We start from the raw sequence: 18,364 nt of genomic DNA on the forward strand, positions 1-18,364 counted from the left end.
CTCGCCGCCGCCCCGTTCGAGCAGATCGTCGTCACCGACACGATCCCGCTGCGCGCCGGCGCCCCGGACAACGTCCACGTCGTCTCCTGCGCCGCGCTCCTGACGGACTCGATCCGCTCGATCTTCACGGACGACTCGGTCTCCGAGGTCTTCCAGGGCGAGAACCAGCTCTTCTAAGGGGAGGGGGGACCGGGCCCCGCCCCGAGCGTCTCGGGTCTCGACCGATCCGGGCTGCGACGAGGCTCGGGCCACCCGGAGGGGACCGGGCCCCGCCCGCGGTACCCTCGGTGGGATGCCGACGACCGCCGCCCAGCTCCTCGCCGAGCGCCTGGGGCTGACCGACGACGAGGTCCTGCTGATCCTCGACGCCGATCCGCTGTCGGTGATCGGCGGCGAGCTCGAGCACAAGCCGCAGCTGGCGCTGCTGCTGACGCTGACCACGGAGCCGGCGGAGCGGGTCGGCCTGCCGGCCCTCCACCGCTGGATGCGGACGAGCGGCCCCGTGGGCCGGCCGGTCGAGCTCCTGACGGCCCGGCGCTTCGGCGACTTCGAGGACGCGCTGACGGCGCTCGCCGACCGCGGCCTCGTCATCCGCCGGGCCCGCTGACCCGCGGCCTGGTGCCCAGGCGTCCGAACCCGGCGTACGGTGCCTCCGCGTTTGGCATCATGCTCCCGTCGTACCCCACGAGAGGACCACCCCCACATGTCCCGAACCACAGCCCGCACGCTGGCCGGCGGCCTCGCCGTGCTCTCCCTGATCGCGGTCCCGGCCTCGGCAGAGGCGAAGACCGTCAAGGGCCTGCAGGACAACTCGATCCTGAGCGACAACGCGGCCGACCGCCAGTCGTTCTTCACGGACGCGAAGGCGTCGAGCTCCCGCACCGTCCGCGTGCTCGTCAACTGGGACGGCAAGTCGACGTCGGCGCCCGCGGACCAGATCGCCCGGATCCGCCGCGCGGCCACCGAGGGGCGCGGCTACCGCGTCAAGCTGCTCGTCGGCAGCTACGTGACGATGGGCCGCGGCAAGAAGGCCGGCGCGAAGGTCCCGGCCGCGACGCAGTCCAACTACGTCCTCTTCATGGGCGACATCGCCAAGCAGCTCTCCGACCTGTCGCTGGCCGGCTACCTGACGTTCAACGAGCCGAACTACAAGACCGCCTGGCCGACGCACCAGGAGGCCGCCTGGGTGAAGCTCTCCAACCGGGTCTACAAGCAGATCAAGAAGAACGACCGGGGCGCCAAGGTCCTGGTCGGCGAGGCGGCCCCGAACACCCGCTCGGGCGACGCCTCGACGAACCCCGGCGCGTTCTTCCGCAAGGCGCTGTACCTGAACTCGAGCTTCAAGCCGACGAGCCGCTCGAAGGCCGCGAAGACGAAGCTCCTGGGCGACGGGTTCACGCTCCACACCTACGACTTCTCGCGCTCGCCCGTCAAGGCGACGTCGTCCAAGGACCAGTGGACGCACGGCAACCTGAAGACGACGGTCGCGCAGATCAAGAGCCTGGCGCGCGCCGGCCGGCTGTCGGGCACCGCCGCGAAGAACATCAACATCACGGAGTTCGCGTACCGCACCGAGGGCCGCTACAAGACGCCTGACGCGCGCGCCGCGACCTACCTGAAGCAGGCGTTCTCGCTCGCCAAGAAGAACGGCATCAAGACGTTCATCTGGTACCAGCTGCGCGATCCGGCCGGCAAGAGCGACTGGAAGTCCGGCCTGAAGACGTCCACCGGCGGCGTCCGCAAGACCTGGACGGCGTTCCTCAAGCTGAAGTGATCCGGTGGGCGGGGCGCGGCGACGCGCCCTGCCCACCCGTGGGCGCCGCGTGGTCCGCGGCGTCCCGCCGCGGGCCCCCCGGCCCGCGGCCCGCCGGTCAGGCCTCGACCTGCTCCGGGGCCTCGCGGTGGTCGCCCGGCCAGCGGCCGAAGGTGTGCTCGAAGACGTGCATGCCGTAACGGCTGGCGGCCGCCGACGTGCCGGCGAAGATCGCGGCCTGCAGCGCCGCGGCGGCGATCGCCCGCCCCGCGGGATCCTCGCGGACGTCCGCGTTGGGCAGGTCGCCCCCGTCGACGCGCTGCCACACCTGGTCGAAGATCGCGGTCGCGGCGCGCGAAGCGACGAGGCCCGCGACGAGGCCGAACGGCTTGAAGAGGAGCTTCATCGCTCGCGAGAGTAGCGCGGGATCCGGGCGCCGCGTGCTAGAGAGCAGGCATGCATCGCCCCCTTCGGGCCGCCTCGCGCGTCGCGGCCCTGGCCGTCGTGCTGTCGGCCCTCATCGCTGCGCCCACCCACGCGCAGGACGTGCCCCCCGCCACCACGGGCCCCGCGACCCCCACCACCCAGGCACCAGCGACCCCGAGCACGGACACCGCCCGCCCGGTGCCGTCGCTCCCCTCGAAGGGCGGCCGCTACTTCGCGGGCCCGGACGACCGCTGGACGGTCGGCGGCAGCTGGCTGATCCGCCGCGACCAGGGCCAGGTCGGCCTGAAGAACGCGTGGCAGCGGCAGAAGAGCGCGGTCGGGTGGACGCCCACGACGGTCCCCAACGTCTGGAACGCCGGCGACAACAGCCCGGCCTCGCAGCTCGGTGGCATCACCTGGTACCGCCGGGAGCTGCGCCTGCCGACGATCCCGAAGGCCCGCCGCGGCGGCCTCTTCGTCCTGCGCTTCGAGCGCGTGTCCGTCCAGGCGATCGTCTGGGTCGACGGCGTCCGGGTCCGCTCGCACCGCGGCGCGTACGAGCCGTTCCAGGCCGTCATCCCGCGCGACAAGGCCAAGGACGGGCAGGTCAACATCGTCGTCCGCACGGACAGCCGCCGGACGGTCGGCGACCTGCCGCCCGGGTCGACCCAGAAGGACGGCACCCCCGGCGGCGGCTGGTGGAACGACGCGGGGATCCCGCGCGAGGTCGGGCTGCGGTACGCCGACCAGGTCGACCTCTCCCCGGTCCAGATCACGCCGGACCTGCCGTGCCCGACCTGCTCGGGGGTCGTCCGCTACCGCGTGACGGCGACGAACTTCTCCTCCAAGCGCCAGCGGGCGGAGATCGTCGCGAGCGTCGCCGGCCGCTCGATCACGCTGGGCCGCGTCTCGCTGCGACCGTCACCGGCCCTGGGCCGCTCGCACCCCAAGGAGCTGACGGGGACCGTGAAGATCCCCAAGCCGCACGTGTGGTCGCCGAAGGACCCGCACCTCTACGAGGCCGACGTCGACGCCCGGCTGATCGGCGGCAAGCGCGACGGGGAGCGGGTGGCGCACTACCGCGCCCGCACCGGCATCCGCTCGATCCGCGTCAAGGCGGGCAAGCTCCAGCTGAACTTCAAGGACGTGGACCTGCGCGGCACCGGCGTCCACGAGATGGACATCCCCCGCGGCAGCGCGCTGACGGACGAGGGCCAGGACCTGCTGCTGCAGCAGGTCCGCGACCTCGGCGGCCTCGTGATCCGCGGGCACTACCCGTTCCACCCGCGGATCCTCGAGGAGGCCGACCGGCTGGGCCTGCTCGTCTGGACCGAGATCCCGGTCTACCAGGTGCGCCAGTCGCAGCTGGCGCGCGACACCATCCGCGAGGACGCCCTCGACCTGCTGAAGACCACGATCACGGTCAACGCGCACCACCCGTCGGTCTTCACGTGGTCGATCGGCAACGAGCTCACCACGAACCCGGGCCCGCCGATCGTCCGCTACGTCCAGGACGCGCGCAAGGTCGTCGACGAGTACGACCCGACGCGGCCGATGGCCTACGCCCGCCAGTCCGGGGTCAAGTACGGCTGCGTCGGGGCCTACGGACCGGTCGACCTGCTGGGGATCAACGACTACTTCGGCTGGTACGGGTCGCCGACGGAGCCGCTCGCGGACCCGGCCCAGCTCGGGCCGTTCCTCGACAACCTCCGCAAGTGCAACCCCAACGAGGCGATCATGATCACCGAGACGGGGGCCGAGGCCAACCGCGACGGCCCGGTCACCGAGCCCGGCACGTACGCCTTCCAGGCCGCGTACGCGGCTCACCACTTCGCGGTCTACCGCTCCCGCCCGTGGCTCTCGGGCGCGATCTGGTGGGGCCTGCGCGAGTTCCGGGTCCGCCCGAACTGGGGCGGCGGCAACCCGGTGCCGACGCCGCCGTGGCACGGCAAGGGCCTCCTGGGCCGCGACATGTCCCGCAAGCCCGCGTGGCAGGTGCTGCACGACGAGTTCGGGAGCGTCGACCAGCTGGCCCCGGCGCCGAGCACGCCGGTCGACATCCCGCCGTCGCCCCCGGGCCGCCTCTCGTCCGACGGCACGGGCGAGGACGGCGACCCGGCCGACGGGGTCGCGTCGCCCGGCGCCTGACCGGCACGGCCCCGCCGCCGGAGGCGGGGCCGCGCGGGCCCGGGGCCGGCCGCTCCGGGCCCGTCCGGTGGCGCGGGACGGATCCCGAACGCCTTCGCTAAGATCATCGGTCGCTCATGGCCACGAACTCTTCCTCGCTCGCAGTCGCTTCCCGCGAACCCGCCCACTCGCGTGAGGCTCGGCGTGCCCGTCGTACGGGCAGCGTCCCCGGCGTGATCTACGGCGGCTCGGCCGACCCGGTCTCGATCGCCGTGAACGAGCGCGACCTGCGCCACACGCTGGCCGCCAAGGGCGCCGTCATCGACGTCGCCATCGACGGCGGCGCGAGCGAGCCGGTCGTGCTCAAGGAGGCCCAGCGCCACCCCGTCCGCGGCCAGATCGTGCACATCGACCTGCTGCGCGTCGACCTGAAGCAGAAGATCCAGGCCACGGTCCCGGTCGAGGTCGTCGGCTCCGACGACGCCGAGGCGATCAAGCTCGGCGGCATCGTCGCGCAGATCGTCCGCGAGATCACCATCGAGGCCCTCCCGAACGAGATCCCCGAGTCCGTCTCGATCGACGTCACCGACCTGAAGATCGGTCACCACCTGACCGTCGGCGACATCGCGATCCCGAGCAGCGCCACGCTGGTCGACGATCCGGAGCCGATCGCCGTGAACATGGCCGCCCCGCGCCTGGCGTCCGAGGTCGAGGCCGAGGAGGAGGCCGCCGCCGAGGCCGGCACGTCCTCGTCCGAGGGCAGCGCGGCCGCCGAGGGCTCCGGCGAGTAGTCGACCCGGACGGGCCGCCGCCCGGCCGCTCCGCCCGCCCGCGCCCTGCGCGGGCGCGGCGTCCGAGCGCCGTGCGGCACCACCTCCCGTCCGCGTCAGATCCCCCCCCCGATGTCCCTCCTCGGCGGCACGACGCCCGTCGACTGGCTGGTCGTGGGGCTCGGGAACCCCGGTTCCCAGTACGAGCGCACCCCGCACAACGCCGGGTTCCAGGTGGCCCGCGAGCTCGTGCGCCGCTGGGACCTCGGCAAGGGCCGCGCCAAGTTCCGCGGCGAGTTCTGGCAGGGCACCGTCCGGGAGTCTCCGGGCGAGGCGCCGACCCGCGTCGCCGTCCTCCTGCCGCAGACCTTCATGAACGAGTCCGGGCGGTCCGTGAGCCCCGCCCGCGGCCAGCTCAAGGTCCCTCTGGAGCGGATCCTCGTCCTGCACGACGAGATCGACCTCGCCTTCGGCGACGTCCGGTGGCGCCTCGCGGGTGGCCTCGCCGGCCACAACGGTCTGCGGTCGCTGAAGAAGGAGCTCGGCGAGCCCACCTTCGGCCGCGTCCGCATCGGCGTCGGCCGGCCGAACTCCACGGACCCCGAGATCGTCTCGGGGTACGTGCTGGGCACGTGGCGCCAGCCCGAGCAGGACGTCGAGGACCTGGTCACGACCGCGGCGGACGTCGCCGAGTCGATCGTCTTCGGCCGCCGCGAGCTCGTCGCCGCGAAGCAGAACGGCTGAGGGCATCGTTCTGGCCCCGCCCCGAGCGTCTCGGGTCGGGATCGTGTCCGGGGGTCGGCGAGGCTCCTGGCACCCGCAGGGCTGCGGGCCCCGCCCCCGACTGACGCGATTCCGCCCGCCCGGGCCGCGTCCGGACTGCGGCGCGGCTCGGGGCCACCCGCAGAACGACCACGGGCCCGCCGTGGCGGACCCGTGGGGTGCTGCTGAGCGGCGCCTCGGCGCCGCCGGGACGTCCTAGCGGGGCCGCGCCGCGTAGTTCGGCGCCTCGACCGTCATCTGGATGTCGTGGGCGTGGCTCTCCTTGAGCCCCGCCGACGTGATCCGCACGAACTGGCCGTGGTCCTGCAGCTCGCCGATGGTCGCGGAGCCCGTGTAGCCCATCGCGGCGCGCAGGCCGCCGACGAGCTGGTGCGCGACGGCCTGGACCGGGCCGCGGTACGGGACCTGGCCCTCGACGCCCTCGGGGACGAGCTTGTCGTCGCCGGAGACGTTGTCCTGGAAGTAGCGGTCCTTGGAGAAGCTCTGGCGGCCCTGCATCGCGCCGAGGGAGCCCATGCCGCGGTAGGACTTGAACTGCTTGCCGTTGATGAAGACGAGCTCGCCCGGAGACTCCTCGCAGCCCGCCAGCAGCGAGCCGAGCATCACCGACGACGCGCCGGCGGAGATCGCCTTGGCGATGTCGCCCGAGAACTGCAGGCCGCCATCGCCGATGACCGGCACGCCGGCCGGGCGGGCGGCGCGGGAGGCCTCGAAGATGGCCGAGACCTGGGGGACCCCGACGCCGGCGACGATGCGGGTCGTGCAGATGGAGCCCGGGCCGACGCCGACCTTGACGGCGTCCGCACCCGCGTCGATCAGCGCCTGGGCGCCGCCGCGGGTGGCGACGTTGCCGCCGATGACGTCGACGGACGTCTCGCGCTTGACCTGGGCGACGGTGTCGAGCACGCCGCGCTGGTGGCCGTGGGCGGTGTCGACGATCAGGACGTCGACCCCGGCGTCGACGAGCGCGTGGGCGCGCTCGCGACTGTCGGCCCCGACGCCGACTGCGGCGCCGACGAGCAGGCGGCCGGAGCCGTCCTTGGAGGCCGACGGGTACTTCTCGGTCTTCGTGAAGTCCTTCAGGGTGATGAGGCCGGCGAGTCGGCCGTCGCCGTCGACCAGCGGCAGCTTCTCGATCTTGTGCTCGCGCAGGAGGCGCATCGCCTCGTCGCCCGAGGTGCCGGGGGAAGCCGTGACGAGCGGCATCCTCGTCATCACCGAGTGCAGCGGCTGCCCGTGGTCGGACTCGAAGCGGATGTCGCGGTTGGTGACGATGCCGAGCAGCAGGCCCTGCTCGTCGCAGATCGGCAGGCCGCCGATGCCGTAGCGGCCCATCACGGCGTCGGCGTCGCGGATCGTCGCGTCCGGGCCGATCGTGACGGGGTGCCGGATCATCCCGGCCTCGGACCGCTTGACCGTGTCGACCTGGGCCGCCTGGTCCTCGATCGACTGGTTGCGGTGCAGGATCCCGATGCCGCCCTGGCGGGCCATGGCGATCGCCATGCGGGCCTCGGTGACGGTGTCCATCGCCGCGGAGAGCAGCGGCACCTTCAGCTGGATGTTGCGCGTCAGCCACGTGCCGGTCCCGACGTCGCCCGGGAGCACGTCGGACGGCCCCGGGAGTAGCAGCACGTCGTCGTAGGTCAACCCCTCGAGCACGAACTTGTCGCTCGGCGTGACCGCCTCGACGGCGGGGGCGACGTCATGGGACGTCAGGTGCGATACGTGGGGCATGGCGGCGGGTGCTGGGTCGGCGGCGAGGAGAACCCGGGTGCCGCGACGCTGCTGACTGCCGCAGCGACGTGACGTCCGTCTTAGGACGGTAGCGCGCCCGGAGGGCGGAACAGCGTGATCGGGCTCCCGTAACGCGGTACGCGGCGTGGCCGGTTCGTCCACCGCGTCGCGCATGCCCGCGCCGGTCCCTGGACGGTCGACCGCCGCGCGGGCGGCTCGAGGCCCCCTGGGGTGTCCCTGGCGCACTCGCCCCACGGCGTTTGCGGTTGCGTGCGTACGGGCAACACGCACCCGTGAGCATCTTCGATCGGAAGCTGAGCGACCTGACGGTCGGGGACGTGGCGAAGGGCTACGCCGTCTACTGGGGCATCGGCGCCGTCGCCGCCCTGGTCGTCGCGGTGATCGGGTTCTCGATGGTGAGCTCGGCGAAGGACGACGCGTCGTCGTCGTTCGGTCCCGGGGGCTTCGGCGGGTCCGGCGGCGGGACGATGCTCGAGACGTCGGCGAGCGACCACCAGGTGACGCGTGCCGAGTACGTCGCCGTGAAGACCGGCACGAGCAAGGACGCCGTGCTCGAGCGGTTCGGCGACCCCGGCGGCAAGGGCTCCGACATCTACGACCAGACGGGCCAGGGGTCGGACGACTGCGTCTACTACTCGCGCGCGACGAAGCCCGACAAGGGCTACCTGTTCTGCTTCGACGGCGACGAGAAGCTCACGGCGAAGCACGGCATGTAGGGGCGCCGGCGCCGGCCGGAGCCCCGGGGTCCCGCCGGCCCCGATGGCCACGGGCCCCGGCCACGTCCGGCACGAACGGCCGCCGCGTACAATCGGCGGCGCCCTCCGGCGGTCGTCCGGCGGGTCCGAACACGGCCGCGCCGGCTCCCGGCGGGGCCTTCGCGCGTCCCGTCGCCCGCCCGGGGACGCCTCCTTCGCCACCACAGGCCCGCCGCATGTCCCTCCGCCCGCTCCTCCGCCACCTCGCCGACGAACCCACGGGCGCGCGCATCGCCCGCGAGGGCGGCAAGGTCTTCGTCGCCACCTCGATGCGCCCGTTCGTGGTCGCCGGGGCCCTGGACGGCGTCGACGGCGCGATCGGCCTCGGTCGCCCCGCGCTCGTCGTCGCGCCCGACGACAAGGCCGCCCGCGAGCTCGCCCGCGACCTCCGCGCCTGGCTGCACCCGCGGCCGGTCCGCTTCTACCCGTCGCGCGGCGTCGCCTACGAGTCGCACCTCGCCCCGCCGCCGCACCTCGTCGGCATGCGCGTCGCGGCGCTGGATGCCCTGCTGGCGGAGGACGACGGCGAGACCGAGCTCCCCGTCGTGGTCGCCTCGGCCGCCGCGCTCTCGGAGACCGTCCCCGATCCGGCGCTGCGCCCGCACGGCTTCTGCCTGAAGACCGGCGAGCTGCTGGACCTCGACGACTGCGCCCACGACCTCGTCGCGTGCGGCTACGCCCGCGTGGACCAGGTCGACGACCGCGGCCAGTTCGCGATCCGCGGCGGCATCCTCGACGTCTTCCCGGCCACCGAGGACAACCCGGTCCGCGTCGACCTCTTCGACATCGAGATCGAGTCGATCCGCGCGTTCTCCGTCTTCACCCAGCGCAGCCTCGGCGAGCTCGACCAGGTCGACGTCGCCCCGGCGGCCGAGCTGGCCGCCGAGCACCGCGGCGCCGAGATCGCCCATTCGATCCAGGCCGCGAAGGAGGGGGAGGAGCGCCCCGACGTCGCGAGCCTCCTGCCGGTCGACCGCTTCGGGCCGTTCCTCGACCTCGTCCCCGAGGACGCCGTCGTGATCCTCGTCGCCGACGAGGAGATCCAGCCCGCGCTGCGCGACCAGTGGGACGACGTCTGCGCGGCGTTCCACGACGAGGACGCCGGGCACCTGTACGTCAAGCCCGACGTGATCATGGAGGAGCTCGACCGCCGCGCCGAGCTGCGGATCATGAGCCTCCTGCAGGACCAGGACCTGCAGCTCCACGGACAGTCCGGCGACCTCGCGGCCCGCAACCTGACCGGCGCGGAGACCGAGCTCGAGAAGCTCCTGCGCTCCGGCTACCGCACCGTCGTCACGTGGCGGCGGCAGGGCGACGGCGACCGCGCGGCCTACAACCTCTCCCGCGTGCGGGCCCAGTGGGTGGGCGACGGCGACTTCGACCGCTCACGCGCGGGCTTCGTCATCGCGGACCTGCGCCACGGCTTCATCGCCCCGGGCATGGAGCTCGCCGTCCTGCCGGACCACCGGCTGATGCGGCGGCGGAAGACGGAGGCCGACGACGAGTCCCGCCGGCGCTCCGGCCGCAAGGGCGCGCTGAAGTCCTTCGCGGACCTGCGCACCGGCGACATCGTCGTCCACGAGGACCACGGCATCGCCCGCTTCAACGGCTTCGACACGAAGACCGTCGGCGGCGTCACCCGCGACTACCTGAAGCTGCAGTACGACGGGGACGACAAGGTCTTCGTCCCCGTCGACCAGCTCGCGAAGATCACCCGCTACGTCACCGGCGGCGGGGCCGAGCCGCGCCTCAGCAAGCTCGGCGGCAAGGGCTGGGAGCTGATCAAGACCCGCGCGCGCAAGGCCGCGCACGAGATGGCCGGCGAGCTCATCACCCTCTACGCCGAGCGCCGCGCCCGCCGCGGGTACCAGTTCCCGCCCGACGGGGAGCTCGTCGAGGAGTTCGAGGCGAAGTTCCCGTACAAGGAGACCGTCGACCAGCTCGACGCGATCGACGCCGTCAAGGCCGACATGGAGTCCACGCGCCCGATGGACCGCCTGATCTGCGGCGACGTCGGCTTCGGCAAGACCGAGGTCGCGCTGCGCGCCGCGGTCAAGGCCGCGGCCGACGGCAAGCAGGTCCTGATCCTCGCCCCGACGACGATCCTCGCCCAGCAGCACTACGGCACGTTCGCCGAGCGCCTGCGGGACCTGCCGCTGACCGTCGACCACGTCTCGCGCTTCCGCACCGCGCCGGAGCAGCGCGAGGTCGTAGGGGCGTTCAACGAGGGCAAGATCGACGTGCTCGTCGGCACCCACCGCATCCTCGGCCGCGACGTCGCGGGCAAGGACCTCGGTCTGATCGTCGTCGACGAGGAGCAGCGCTTCGGGGTCAAGCAGAAGGAGAACCTGCGGCAGCTGAAGCTGCGGGTCGACGTCATCGCGATGTCCGCGACGCCGATCCCGCGCACGCTGCAGATGTCGCTCGCCGGCCTGCGCGACATCTCGACCATCGAGACCGCGCCCGAGGGCCGGCGCCCGGTCAAGACGTACGTCGGCGAGTACGACGAGCAGCTCGTCCGCCAGGCGCTGCGGCGCGAGAAGGACCGCGGCGGCCAGTCGTTCTTCCTCCACAACCGCGTCGAGACGATCGACGAGACGGCGGCCCGCCTGCGCGGCCTCTGCCCGGACATGAGCTTCGAGGTCGCCCACGGGCAGATGAGCGACCAGCAGCTCGAGGACCACATGATGCGGTTCCTCAAGGGTGACGCCGACGTGCTGGTCTCGACCTCGATCATCGAGTCGGGCATCGACATCCCGCAGGCCAACACCCTGATCGTCGACCGCTCCGACCTCTTCGGCCTGAGCCAGCTCTACCAGATCCGCGGCCGCGTCGGCCGCGGCAAGGACCGCGGCTACGCCTACCTCCTCTACCCCTCCGCGGCGGCGCTGACGGAGGACGCGATGCACCGGCTGACCGCGCTGGCGGACTACACCGAGCTCGGCTCCGGCTTCCAGATCGCCATGCGCGACCTCGAGCTGCGCGGCGCCGGCAACCTGCTCGGCGACGAGCAGTCCGGGCACGTCGCCGCGCTCGGCTTCGAGCTCTACCTCTCGATGCTCGAGGACGCGGTCCAGGAGCGCGAGGCCGAGGACCGCGACGGCACCGAGGACGGGGCCGACGAGCGCCCCGAGCCCGTCCGCATGGACGCGCAGGTCTCCGCCTACGTCCCGGCGGAGTACGTGCCGTACGAGCAGGCGAAGGTCGACATCCACCGCCGGATCGCGTCCGCCAACGACGTCGCGAACCTGGAGGAGCTGCGCGGCGAGCTCGAGGACCGCTTCGGCGCGATGCCGGAGCCGCTGCTGAACCTCGTCGAGCTCCAGCGCGCGCGGATCCGCTTCGGCGAGGCCCGCTGCCGCGTGGTCACCCTGCGCGGGACGAAGCTCACCGCGACGCCGATCGAGCTCGACGCCGAGGGCATCTCGCGCCTGCGCGAGGAGGGCACCTCCGCGGGTCTGGTCATGAAGTACGAGGGCGGACACTCCCGGATCACCGTGACCGTCCCGGCCGAGGGCCCGGAGCGCCTGGAGGCCGTCGTGGCGGCGGCCGAGGGTGTACGCGCGGCAGCCCTGAGCGTCGCGCTGGCCTGAGCCTCGGCGTGGCTCCAGGTGGGGTCTGCCGGATTGCACGTTCCGGGTCAGCACGGTGGTCGGGCGCCGACGTGGGTGCGATACTTCGTGAACCGCTGGAGGCATCCAGAGGCGTCCCTGAGCGCGGACTTATGTCTGATCGCTAGTCTGGCGCCCGATGCCTCGTACCCAGCGTCCCTTCAGAAGCGTGTTCCTCGCGTGCGCCATCGGCGTACCGGTCGCCGTCGCGCTGGCCGGCTGCGGCGGTGATGACGGTCTGTCCGCCGACGCCGTCGCCAAGGTCGGCAAGACCGAGATCACGAAGACGCAGTTCGAGGGCGCTCAGAAGCTGCAGCTGCTCGCCGCGAGCCAGAGCCCGCAGTTCACGAAGAACGGCGTCTTCAAGGAGGCCACGCCGAAGCTCGTGTCCTTCACCGCGCCGTACACGGAGTGCACGACGCTCCTGAAGAAGTCGCTGACGAAGGAGCAGGCGGCCCAGGCCAAGCCGGCCGACCTCGTCGCCTACTGCAAGAACATCGGCGACCAGTCGAAGCCGCAGGCGCTGCAGATGCTGATCGTCCAGCAGGTGGCCGAGGGCGAGGCCGCGAAGTACAAGGTCACGGCGACGGACGCCGAGGTCAACAAGCAGCTCGACGGGCTCTACACCCAGCTGCTGGCCGGCAAGGCGAACCTCGGCAAGTTCACGGCCCTGACCGGCGTCACGCCGGAGCAGCTGAAGACCGAGGCCAAGGCCGAGGTCCTGCTCCAGAAGGTGCAGGCCAAGATCTCGAAGGACGGCAGCACCGTCACGGACGCCGACGTCCTCGCGTACTACAACAAGAACAAGAAGCAGTACACGCAGCCGGAGTCCCGCAACCTCCACATCGTGCTGACGAAGTCCGAGCCGGAGGCGAAGAAGGCGCGCGCCGAGCTCGACGCCGGCGCGACCTTCGCGTCGGTGGCGAAGAAGTACTCCAAGGACCAGGTCACCCGCAACGCGGACGGCAAGCTCGCCAACGTCGTGAAGGGCCAGCAGGAGAAGGGCCTCGAGGACGCCGCGTTCTCGACCGCCGCCACGAAGCTCGCCGGCCCCGTCAAGACGGAGACCGGCTACTACGTCCTGCGCGTCGACAAGATCACGCCGGCCACGACGATCCCCTTCGACAAGGTCAAGACCGTCCTGAAGCAGACGGTCCAGCAGACCAAGCCGCAGGAGGCGCTGACGAAGTGGTCCGACGGCGTCGTCGCGGAGTACAAGAAGAAGACCGACTGCCGCGACGGCTACAACCAGGTCCAGTTCTGCAAGAACCAGCCGAAGCCGACGACCACGACGGCGGCGGCCGGCGCGGCGACGACGGGCCAGTAGCACCCGCGGGCCGGGCGTGATCGCCCGGGCCCCTCCTGCGCCGCCCCGGGTCCTGATCGACCCGGGGCCGGCGGCACACGCAGCACGTCGACGCCGGGGCACCCGGCTTCTCGCCGCGGAATCGGCCGGGAGCCGGGTGCCCCGGCCTCTATCCTCCTGGGGGTGCCGCGAGACGACATCACCGCAGCGCTCGGCGCGCTGGACGACATCACCCGGCGGCTGCGCATCGAGTGCCCCTGGGACCGCGAGCAGGACGAGCGCACGATCGTCCCGCACACGCTCGAGGAGGCCTACGAGCTGGCCGACGCCGCCAACTCGGGCGACGACGCCAAGCTCCGCGACGAGCTGGGCGACGTGCTCTTCCAGGTCCACTTCCTCTCGCTGCTGCTCGAGGAGCGGGGCGCCGGAGACCTGGCCGCGGTGGCGGCGCACTGTCGCCGCAAGCTGATCCGCCGCCACCCGCACGTCTTCGCTGCGGACTCCACCGAGATGGCCGAGGTCCTCGCGGCCGACGCCGCGGAGCGCGACGCCGAGGGCGACCGCGCCGGCGCCCAGCTGCGTGACGTCACGGGTGCCGACGACGTCCTGGCCAACTGGGACGCGATCAAGAAGACCGAGGCCGGCCGCGAGGGCGGGATCTTCGGCGAGGTCCCCGACAACCTGCCGTCGCTGCTCTTCGCGCGCAAGGTGCAGCGCCGGGCCGCGAGCTCGGGCTTCGATCCGATCGACGTCGACGCGGCGCTCGAGGCCGCCCACGCGGAGCTCGACCGCCTGGCGGAGACGATCCGCGCCGGCGCCCGCGCAGCGACGTTCCAGGCACTGGGCGACGCGCTCTTCGCCGTCACCAACGTCGCCCGCAAGGCGAAGGCGGACCCGGAGATCGCGCTGCGCTCCGCGAGCATCCGCTTCCGCGACCGCGTCCTGCGGGCCGAGGTGCTGGCCGAGGCCGAGGGCCGCACCTGGGCGGACCTCGGCGACGACGACCGGCTCGGCTACTACGCGCAGGTCCTCTTCGCGGAGGGCGGTCCCGGGCCCGAAGTGACGCCCGAGGACCCGGACGAGGGCTGACCGGGGCGCCCGGGAGTCCATCCCGGCATCTGCCGGGGGAGCCCCGACCGTCCCCTGCCCGCCGGTCCTCGGCTCAGGCCTCCTGGGCCCGCGAGAGGATCTGCTCGTCCGTGTACTTGCCGGCCATCTCGGGATGGGCGGCGCTCATGTGCTCGTTGACGGACTGGACGAACTCGTCGTCGGTCTCGCCGCTCAGCGACGCGCCGCAGGGACAGGTCATGACCTTCATGGTGGGTCCTCTCGGAGGGGTGGGACCACCAGCGTGGCAGACGACGAGGGGCAGCTCCACCCGATGGGTGCGTGGCGTGCGCCCGTCGGCGGGGCGCCGTCGGCGCCGCGTCAGGCGGCGTCCCGCTCCGGCGTGGCGAGCAGCGCGTCGCAGGTCGTGCGGTCCGCGATCCCGGTGACGGGCAGGTGCCGGGCGCGTTGGAAGAGCGCGACGGCGTCGGTGGTCGACCGGTCCCACCGGCCGCTGCAGCGCCCGGCGTCGAGGGTGCCGGCCCGCACGAGCAGGGCCTGCGCGTCGACCGTGTGCAGCGCGGGCACGACGTCCTCCGCGGCCCGCCCCGGCACGAGCGCCGCGCCGAGGGCGCGCAGCGCGACGGCGAGCCCGACCAGCGGCGACGGCCCGGCGGGGCGCTCGGTCGCCGTCCCGGGGGTCCAGGTGCGGGGCTGCTGGTGGTGGATCGAGGTCGACATGGTGGCGCTTCCGGTGGTGGTGAGATCCACGGTCCCACGCCGGCATGAGCGCGCCCCGAGGGCCTCCTGAACGGCGCCTGAGGATTCGTCCCGGCGCCGCGGGCCCGAGGGCCCGTCCGCCCGGCGCGTCGAGCGCGCCGGACGGTGGAGCCATCCTCCCGGGCACGGCCCCTCGCGGGAATGGGGGATGACCCCGGCGGGGCCCGGGGCGGACCCGGACCGGGGTCGGCCCGGACGTCGTCCGCCCCCGGGCCGACGTACACCGCAGCCACCCGGCAGACTGTGCGCCCATGAGCCAGATCGAGTCCGTCCTCGGCCGCCAGGTCCTCGACTCCCGGGGCAACCCGACCGTCGAGGTCGAGGTGACCCTCGCCTCCGGCGCCACCGCGCGCGCCGCCGTGCCGTCGGGCGCCTCCACGGGCGAGTTCGAGGCGACCGAGCTGCGCGACGGTGGCGACGCCTACCTCGGCAAGGGCGTCCTCAACGCGGTCGCGAACGTCAACGGCGAGATCGCTGCCGCCGTGAAGGGCCGCGACGCCGACGACCAGCCCGGGCTCGACCAGGCGCTGATCGACCTCGACGGCACGCCGAACAAGTCGCGCCTGGGCGCCAACGCCATCCTCGGCGTCTCGCTCGCCGTCGCGAAGGCCTCCGCCGCCGACGCCGGCGTCCCGCTGTGGAAGCACCTGCAGGTCGACGCCCCCGGCGCCGGCGTGACGCTGCCGGTCCCGATGATGAACGTCTTGAACGGCGGCTCGCACGCGGACAACTCCGTGGACTTCCAGGAGTTCATGATCGTCCCGTTCGGCTTCGAGAGCTTCACCGAGGGCCTCCGCGTCGGCGCCGAGATCTTCCACCACCTCAAGGCCCTGCTGCACTCCCGCGGGCTGGCGACGTCGGTCGGCGACGAGGGCGGCTTCGCCCCGGACCTCTCGTCCAACGAGGAGGCCCTCCAGGTCCTCGTCGACGGCATCGAGAAGGCGGGCTACAAGCCGGGCGAGCAGGTCGGCATCGCGCTGGACCCGGCGACGTCCGAGATCTTCGAGGGCGGGAAGTACGTCCTGACCCACGAGAACCGGTCGCTGACGTCCGCCGAGCTCACCGCGTACTGGGCCGACAAGGCCGGCAAGTACCCGATCCTCTCGATCGAGGACGGCATGGACGAGGAGGACTGGGACGGCTGGAAGGTCCTCACCGACGCGCTCGGCGAGCGGGTCCAGCTCGTCGGCGACGACCTCTTCGTCACCAACCCGGAGCGCCTGAAGCGCGGCATCGACACCGGCACCGCCAACTCGATCCTCATCAAGGTCAACCAGATCGGGACCCTGACCGAGACGCTCGAGGCCATCCGCATGGCCCGCGCCGCCGGCTACACCGCCGTCATGTCGCACCGCTCCGGCGAGACCGAGGACGTCACCATCGCCGACCTCGCCGTCGCCACCGGCTGCGGCCAGATCAAGACCGGCGCCCCGTCGCGCTCGGACCGCGTCGCCAAGTACAACCAGCTGCTGCGCATCGAGGAGGCCCTGGGCGCCAAGGCCGTCTACCCGGGCCGCTCGGTCTTCCGCGGCTAGTCGGTTCCGCCCGCGGCGCGCCGTCGCGCCGCTGGCTCGGGACCCCGGCGCGAACAGGCGTTCCGGGGTCCTGCAACGCGTCTTGCAGCCCATCCGCGGGATTCGCTGCAAGGCGTCGTGCGCCGCGAGGAACCGCGGCGCGGGGGACGAATCCCCGGGTCGTGAGCAGCGTTCCGACCGCCGGTCATCGCACCCGCACCCCCTCGACGCAGGCCGCCCGCGTGGCGGCCAACCGCGCCCGCTTCGGGCGCATCGCGCTCGTCGTGGTGGTGCTGCTGATGGCCTCCAGCTACGTGCGCCCGGCCCTGGACTGGGTCAGCGCGCGCAGCGCCGCCGGTGAGCAGGCGCAGCGCCTCGACGCGCTGCGGGCCACCGAGAGCCGGTTGGAGCACGAGAAGGCCCGCCTGAGCAGCGCTCGGGGCCTGACCGTCCAAGCACGCGCGATGGGCATGGTCCGCGAGGGTGAGCGGGCCTACGTCGTGACCGGGCTGCCGAAGAACTGATCCGTCCGAGCGCCGCCCGGGAGCGCCCACCACCTCCACAGAGGTGGGCACCGCGGCGCGCACGGAGGGGTCGGAGGCGACGGTCCACCCGTCCGCGGGAGGCGGACGGGTGGGACCGCATCCAGCGTGGGCTATCGTCGGCGGTGTGCGGTTGACGTTGGCGGTGGAGCAGTGGCGGAGCGGCGAGCGGTACGTGCTGGGGCTGGACGGGCGTCTCGGTCGCAAGGCGGACGAGGTCGTCTCCGAGATCGCGGACGAGCTCCGCAGGCGCCTCGGCGGGGCGTTCACGACGAACGAGCTCGTCGACCTCTACGAGGGCGGCGTCAGCTGGGCGCTGGACCTCGCGTCGCGGGTCGCCCCCGACGACCCGGACGCCTGGGACTCGCGGATCACCGACGCCGCGTTCCTGCGCTACCTGGGCCAGGCCCAGGACTGGGGCGGCGGACGCATCGTGTACCGCGAGACCTGACGCGGAGGCGGCCGCCGGCGGACGCCCGGGGCGCCGCGGCCCGCGGCGGGCGGGGCTCGACCGCGGGAGGCAGGGCCTCGACCGCGGGAGCGGGTGCGCGGCGCCGGGCGCCGCGCGGGGGAGTCCCTAGGACTCGTCGCCGGCGGACTCGCCGGCGCGACGGATGATGATCTGGTCGCCCTCGATGGTGACCTCGACCGGGCGGTGGCCGGCCCAGTGCTCGGCGTAGACCGGGGAGTCCGCGACGGCCGGGTCGAGCCAGAGGCCGTAGCCCTCGTCGCCGTGGTCGAACGTGCCCTCGAAGGCGTTGGCGGACGCGCCGCGGCTGCGGCGGCTGCCGCGGCGGCGGCGACGCGGACGGTCGTCGTCCTGGTCGTCCTCGCCCTGCTCGGCGGCCTTCGCGGCGCGCTCGGCGGCCTCGGCGGCGCGCTTCTCGGCGGCGGCGGCCTCCTCCGCGGCCTTGCGCTCCGCCTCGGCCTTGCGCTCGGCCTCGGCGGCCTCGAGCTCGGCGGCGATCTGCGCGTCGTCCTCGGCGCGGAGGTCCACGTCCTCCGGGGCGACGGCGCCGGCCGGATCGTCGGGCGACGCGGCGGTCAGGCCGTTCTTGTCCTTGAAGTCCGCGATCTCGGGGCCCGTGACCTCGAGCTGATGCGCCACCCATGCGTCGGTGCGGCCCTGGCGCACCCACGTGCGGATCTGGTTCAGGTGGGGTCGGAGCGAACGGCGAGCCATGTAGCAGGCAAA

The 18,364-nt window shown here is 73.0% G+C and carries 17 protein-coding genes and 1 pseudogene; 13 read left to right on the plus strand and 5 right to left on the minus strand.

The genetic code is table 11. The features are described 5' to 3' along the window. From AB0L40_RS01980 to AB0L40_RS01990, 3 genes and pseudogenes are all read left to right on the plus strand, one after another. Nucleotides 1-177, plus strand: a pseudogene (locus AB0L40_RS01980) (ribose-phosphate diphosphokinase); the annotation flags it as partial. A gap of 115 nt (nt 178-292) precedes the next feature. Continuing rightward, the gene (locus AB0L40_RS01985; RefSeq protein WP_364348362.1) at nt 293-607 is read left to right on the plus strand and encodes a hypothetical protein; all 315 of its coding nucleotides are present in this window, start codon (nt 293-295) and stop codon (nt 605-607) included. A 96-nt stretch (nt 608-703) separates the two neighbouring features. Continuing rightward, nucleotides 704-1,774 carry a cellulase family glycosylhydrolase gene (locus tag AB0L40_RS01990; RefSeq protein ID WP_364348365.1) on the plus strand — a complete coding sequence of 357 codons (1,071 nt, stop codon included), beginning with the start codon at nt 704-706 and terminating at the stop codon, nt 1,772-1,774. A gap of 97 nt (nt 1,775-1,871) precedes the next feature. Here AB0L40_RS01990 and AB0L40_RS01995 read toward each other — a convergent pair whose 3' ends face one another. Next, nucleotides 1,872-2,159 (minus strand): DUF4235 domain-containing protein, encoded by a 288-nt coding sequence (locus AB0L40_RS01995; protein WP_364348368.1) that lies wholly within the window; start codon nt 2,157-2,159, stop codon nt 1,872-1,874. 50 nt (nt 2,160-2,209) lie between these two features. Here AB0L40_RS01995 and AB0L40_RS02000 point away from each other — a divergent pair, with 50 nt between their 5' ends. From AB0L40_RS02000 to pth, 3 genes are all read left to right on the plus strand, one after another. Next, a complete protein-coding gene (locus AB0L40_RS02000) occupies nt 2,210-4,327 on the plus strand; it encodes a glycoside hydrolase family 2 TIM barrel-domain containing protein (RefSeq protein WP_364348371.1) in 2,118 nt (705 codons plus the stop codon). A 116-nt stretch (nt 4,328-4,443) separates the two neighbouring features. Beyond that, the gene (locus tag AB0L40_RS02005) at nt 4,444-5,097 is read left to right on the plus strand and encodes a 50S ribosomal protein L25 (protein ID WP_364348374.1); all 654 of its coding nucleotides are present in this window, start codon (nt 4,444-4,446) and stop codon (nt 5,095-5,097) included. 111 nt (nt 5,098-5,208) lie between these two features. Next, nucleotides 5,209-5,820, plus strand: coding sequence for an aminoacyl-tRNA hydrolase (gene pth, locus AB0L40_RS02010; protein WP_364348377.1), 612 nt, complete (start codon nt 5,209-5,211; stop codon nt 5,818-5,820). 234 nt (nt 5,821-6,054) lie between these two features. On the opposite strand, the gene guaB is transcribed toward pth, so the two are convergent. Continuing rightward, complete coding sequence (guaB, locus tag AB0L40_RS02015) at nt 6,055-7,593, minus strand: IMP dehydrogenase (protein WP_364348380.1); 1,539 nt, start codon at nt 7,591-7,593, stop codon at nt 6,055-6,057. A 293-nt stretch (nt 7,594-7,886) separates the two neighbouring features. Here guaB and AB0L40_RS02020 point away from each other — a divergent pair, with 293 nt between their 5' ends. From AB0L40_RS02020 to AB0L40_RS02035, 4 genes are all read left to right on the plus strand, one after another. After that, nucleotides 7,887-8,330, plus strand: a complete 444-nt coding sequence (locus AB0L40_RS02020; protein ID WP_364348383.1) for a hypothetical protein — start codon at nt 7,887-7,889, stop codon at nt 8,328-8,330. A 215-nt stretch (nt 8,331-8,545) separates the two neighbouring features. Further along, nucleotides 8,546-11,962, plus strand: a complete 3,417-nt coding sequence (gene mfd / locus AB0L40_RS02025) for a transcription-repair coupling factor (RefSeq protein WP_364348385.1) — start codon at nt 8,546-8,548, stop codon at nt 11,960-11,962. Nucleotides 11,963-12,149: 187 nt separating this feature from the next. Then, a complete protein-coding gene (locus AB0L40_RS02030) occupies nt 12,150-13,307 on the plus strand; it encodes a peptidyl-prolyl cis-trans isomerase (RefSeq protein WP_364348388.1) in 1,158 nt (385 codons plus the stop codon). Between the two features lie 162 nt (nt 13,308-13,469). Next, complete coding sequence (locus tag AB0L40_RS02035) at nt 13,470-14,375, plus strand: MazG nucleotide pyrophosphohydrolase domain-containing protein (protein ID WP_364348391.1); 906 nt, start codon at nt 13,470-13,472, stop codon at nt 14,373-14,375. 73 nt (nt 14,376-14,448) lie between these two features. On the opposite strand, the gene AB0L40_RS02040 is transcribed toward AB0L40_RS02035, so the two are convergent. Together AB0L40_RS02040 and AB0L40_RS02045 are read right to left on the minus strand one after the other, a co-directional pair. Beyond that, nucleotides 14,449-14,595, minus strand: coding sequence for a DUF1059 domain-containing protein (locus AB0L40_RS02040; RefSeq protein ID WP_364348393.1), 147 nt, complete (start codon nt 14,593-14,595; stop codon nt 14,449-14,451). A 119-nt stretch (nt 14,596-14,714) separates the two neighbouring features. After that, on the minus strand, nt 14,715-15,074 hold the full coding sequence (locus AB0L40_RS02045) for a peptidoglycan-binding domain-containing protein (RefSeq protein ID WP_364348396.1): 360 nt from the start codon (nt 15,072-15,074) through the stop codon (nt 14,715-14,717). Between the two features lie 290 nt (nt 15,075-15,364). On the opposite strand from AB0L40_RS02045, the gene eno reads away from it, so the two are divergent. The 3 genes from eno to AB0L40_RS02060 all read left to right on the plus strand — a co-directional run bounded on the left by eno (nt 15,365) and on the right by AB0L40_RS02060 (nt 17,620). Continuing rightward, nucleotides 15,365-16,648: a phosphopyruvate hydratase gene (gene eno / locus AB0L40_RS02050; RefSeq protein ID WP_364348399.1), complete on the plus strand. Its 1,284-nt coding sequence runs from the start codon at nt 15,365-15,367 to the stop codon at nt 16,646-16,648. Nucleotides 16,649-16,809: 161 nt separating this feature from the next. After that, the gene (locus tag AB0L40_RS02055) at nt 16,810-17,151 is read left to right on the plus strand and encodes a hypothetical protein (RefSeq protein ID WP_364348402.1); all 342 of its coding nucleotides are present in this window, start codon (nt 16,810-16,812) and stop codon (nt 17,149-17,151) included. Nucleotides 17,152-17,296: 145 nt separating this feature from the next. Continuing rightward, on the plus strand, nt 17,297-17,620 hold the full coding sequence (locus AB0L40_RS02060) for a hypothetical protein (protein WP_364348405.1): 324 nt from the start codon (nt 17,297-17,299) through the stop codon (nt 17,618-17,620). 126 nt (nt 17,621-17,746) lie between these two features. On the opposite strand, the gene AB0L40_RS02065 is transcribed toward AB0L40_RS02060, so the two are convergent. Beyond that, nucleotides 17,747-18,352, minus strand: coding sequence for a hypothetical protein (locus AB0L40_RS02065; protein WP_364348408.1), 606 nt, complete (start codon nt 18,350-18,352; stop codon nt 17,747-17,749). Nucleotides 18,353-18,364 lie beyond the last annotated feature (12 nt).

Origin of the sequence: Patulibacter sp. NPDC049589, assembly GCF_040675535.1 — a bacterium.
Taxonomy (GTDB): domain Bacteria; phylum Actinomycetota; class Thermoleophilia; order Solirubrobacterales; family Solirubrobacteraceae; genus Patulibacter.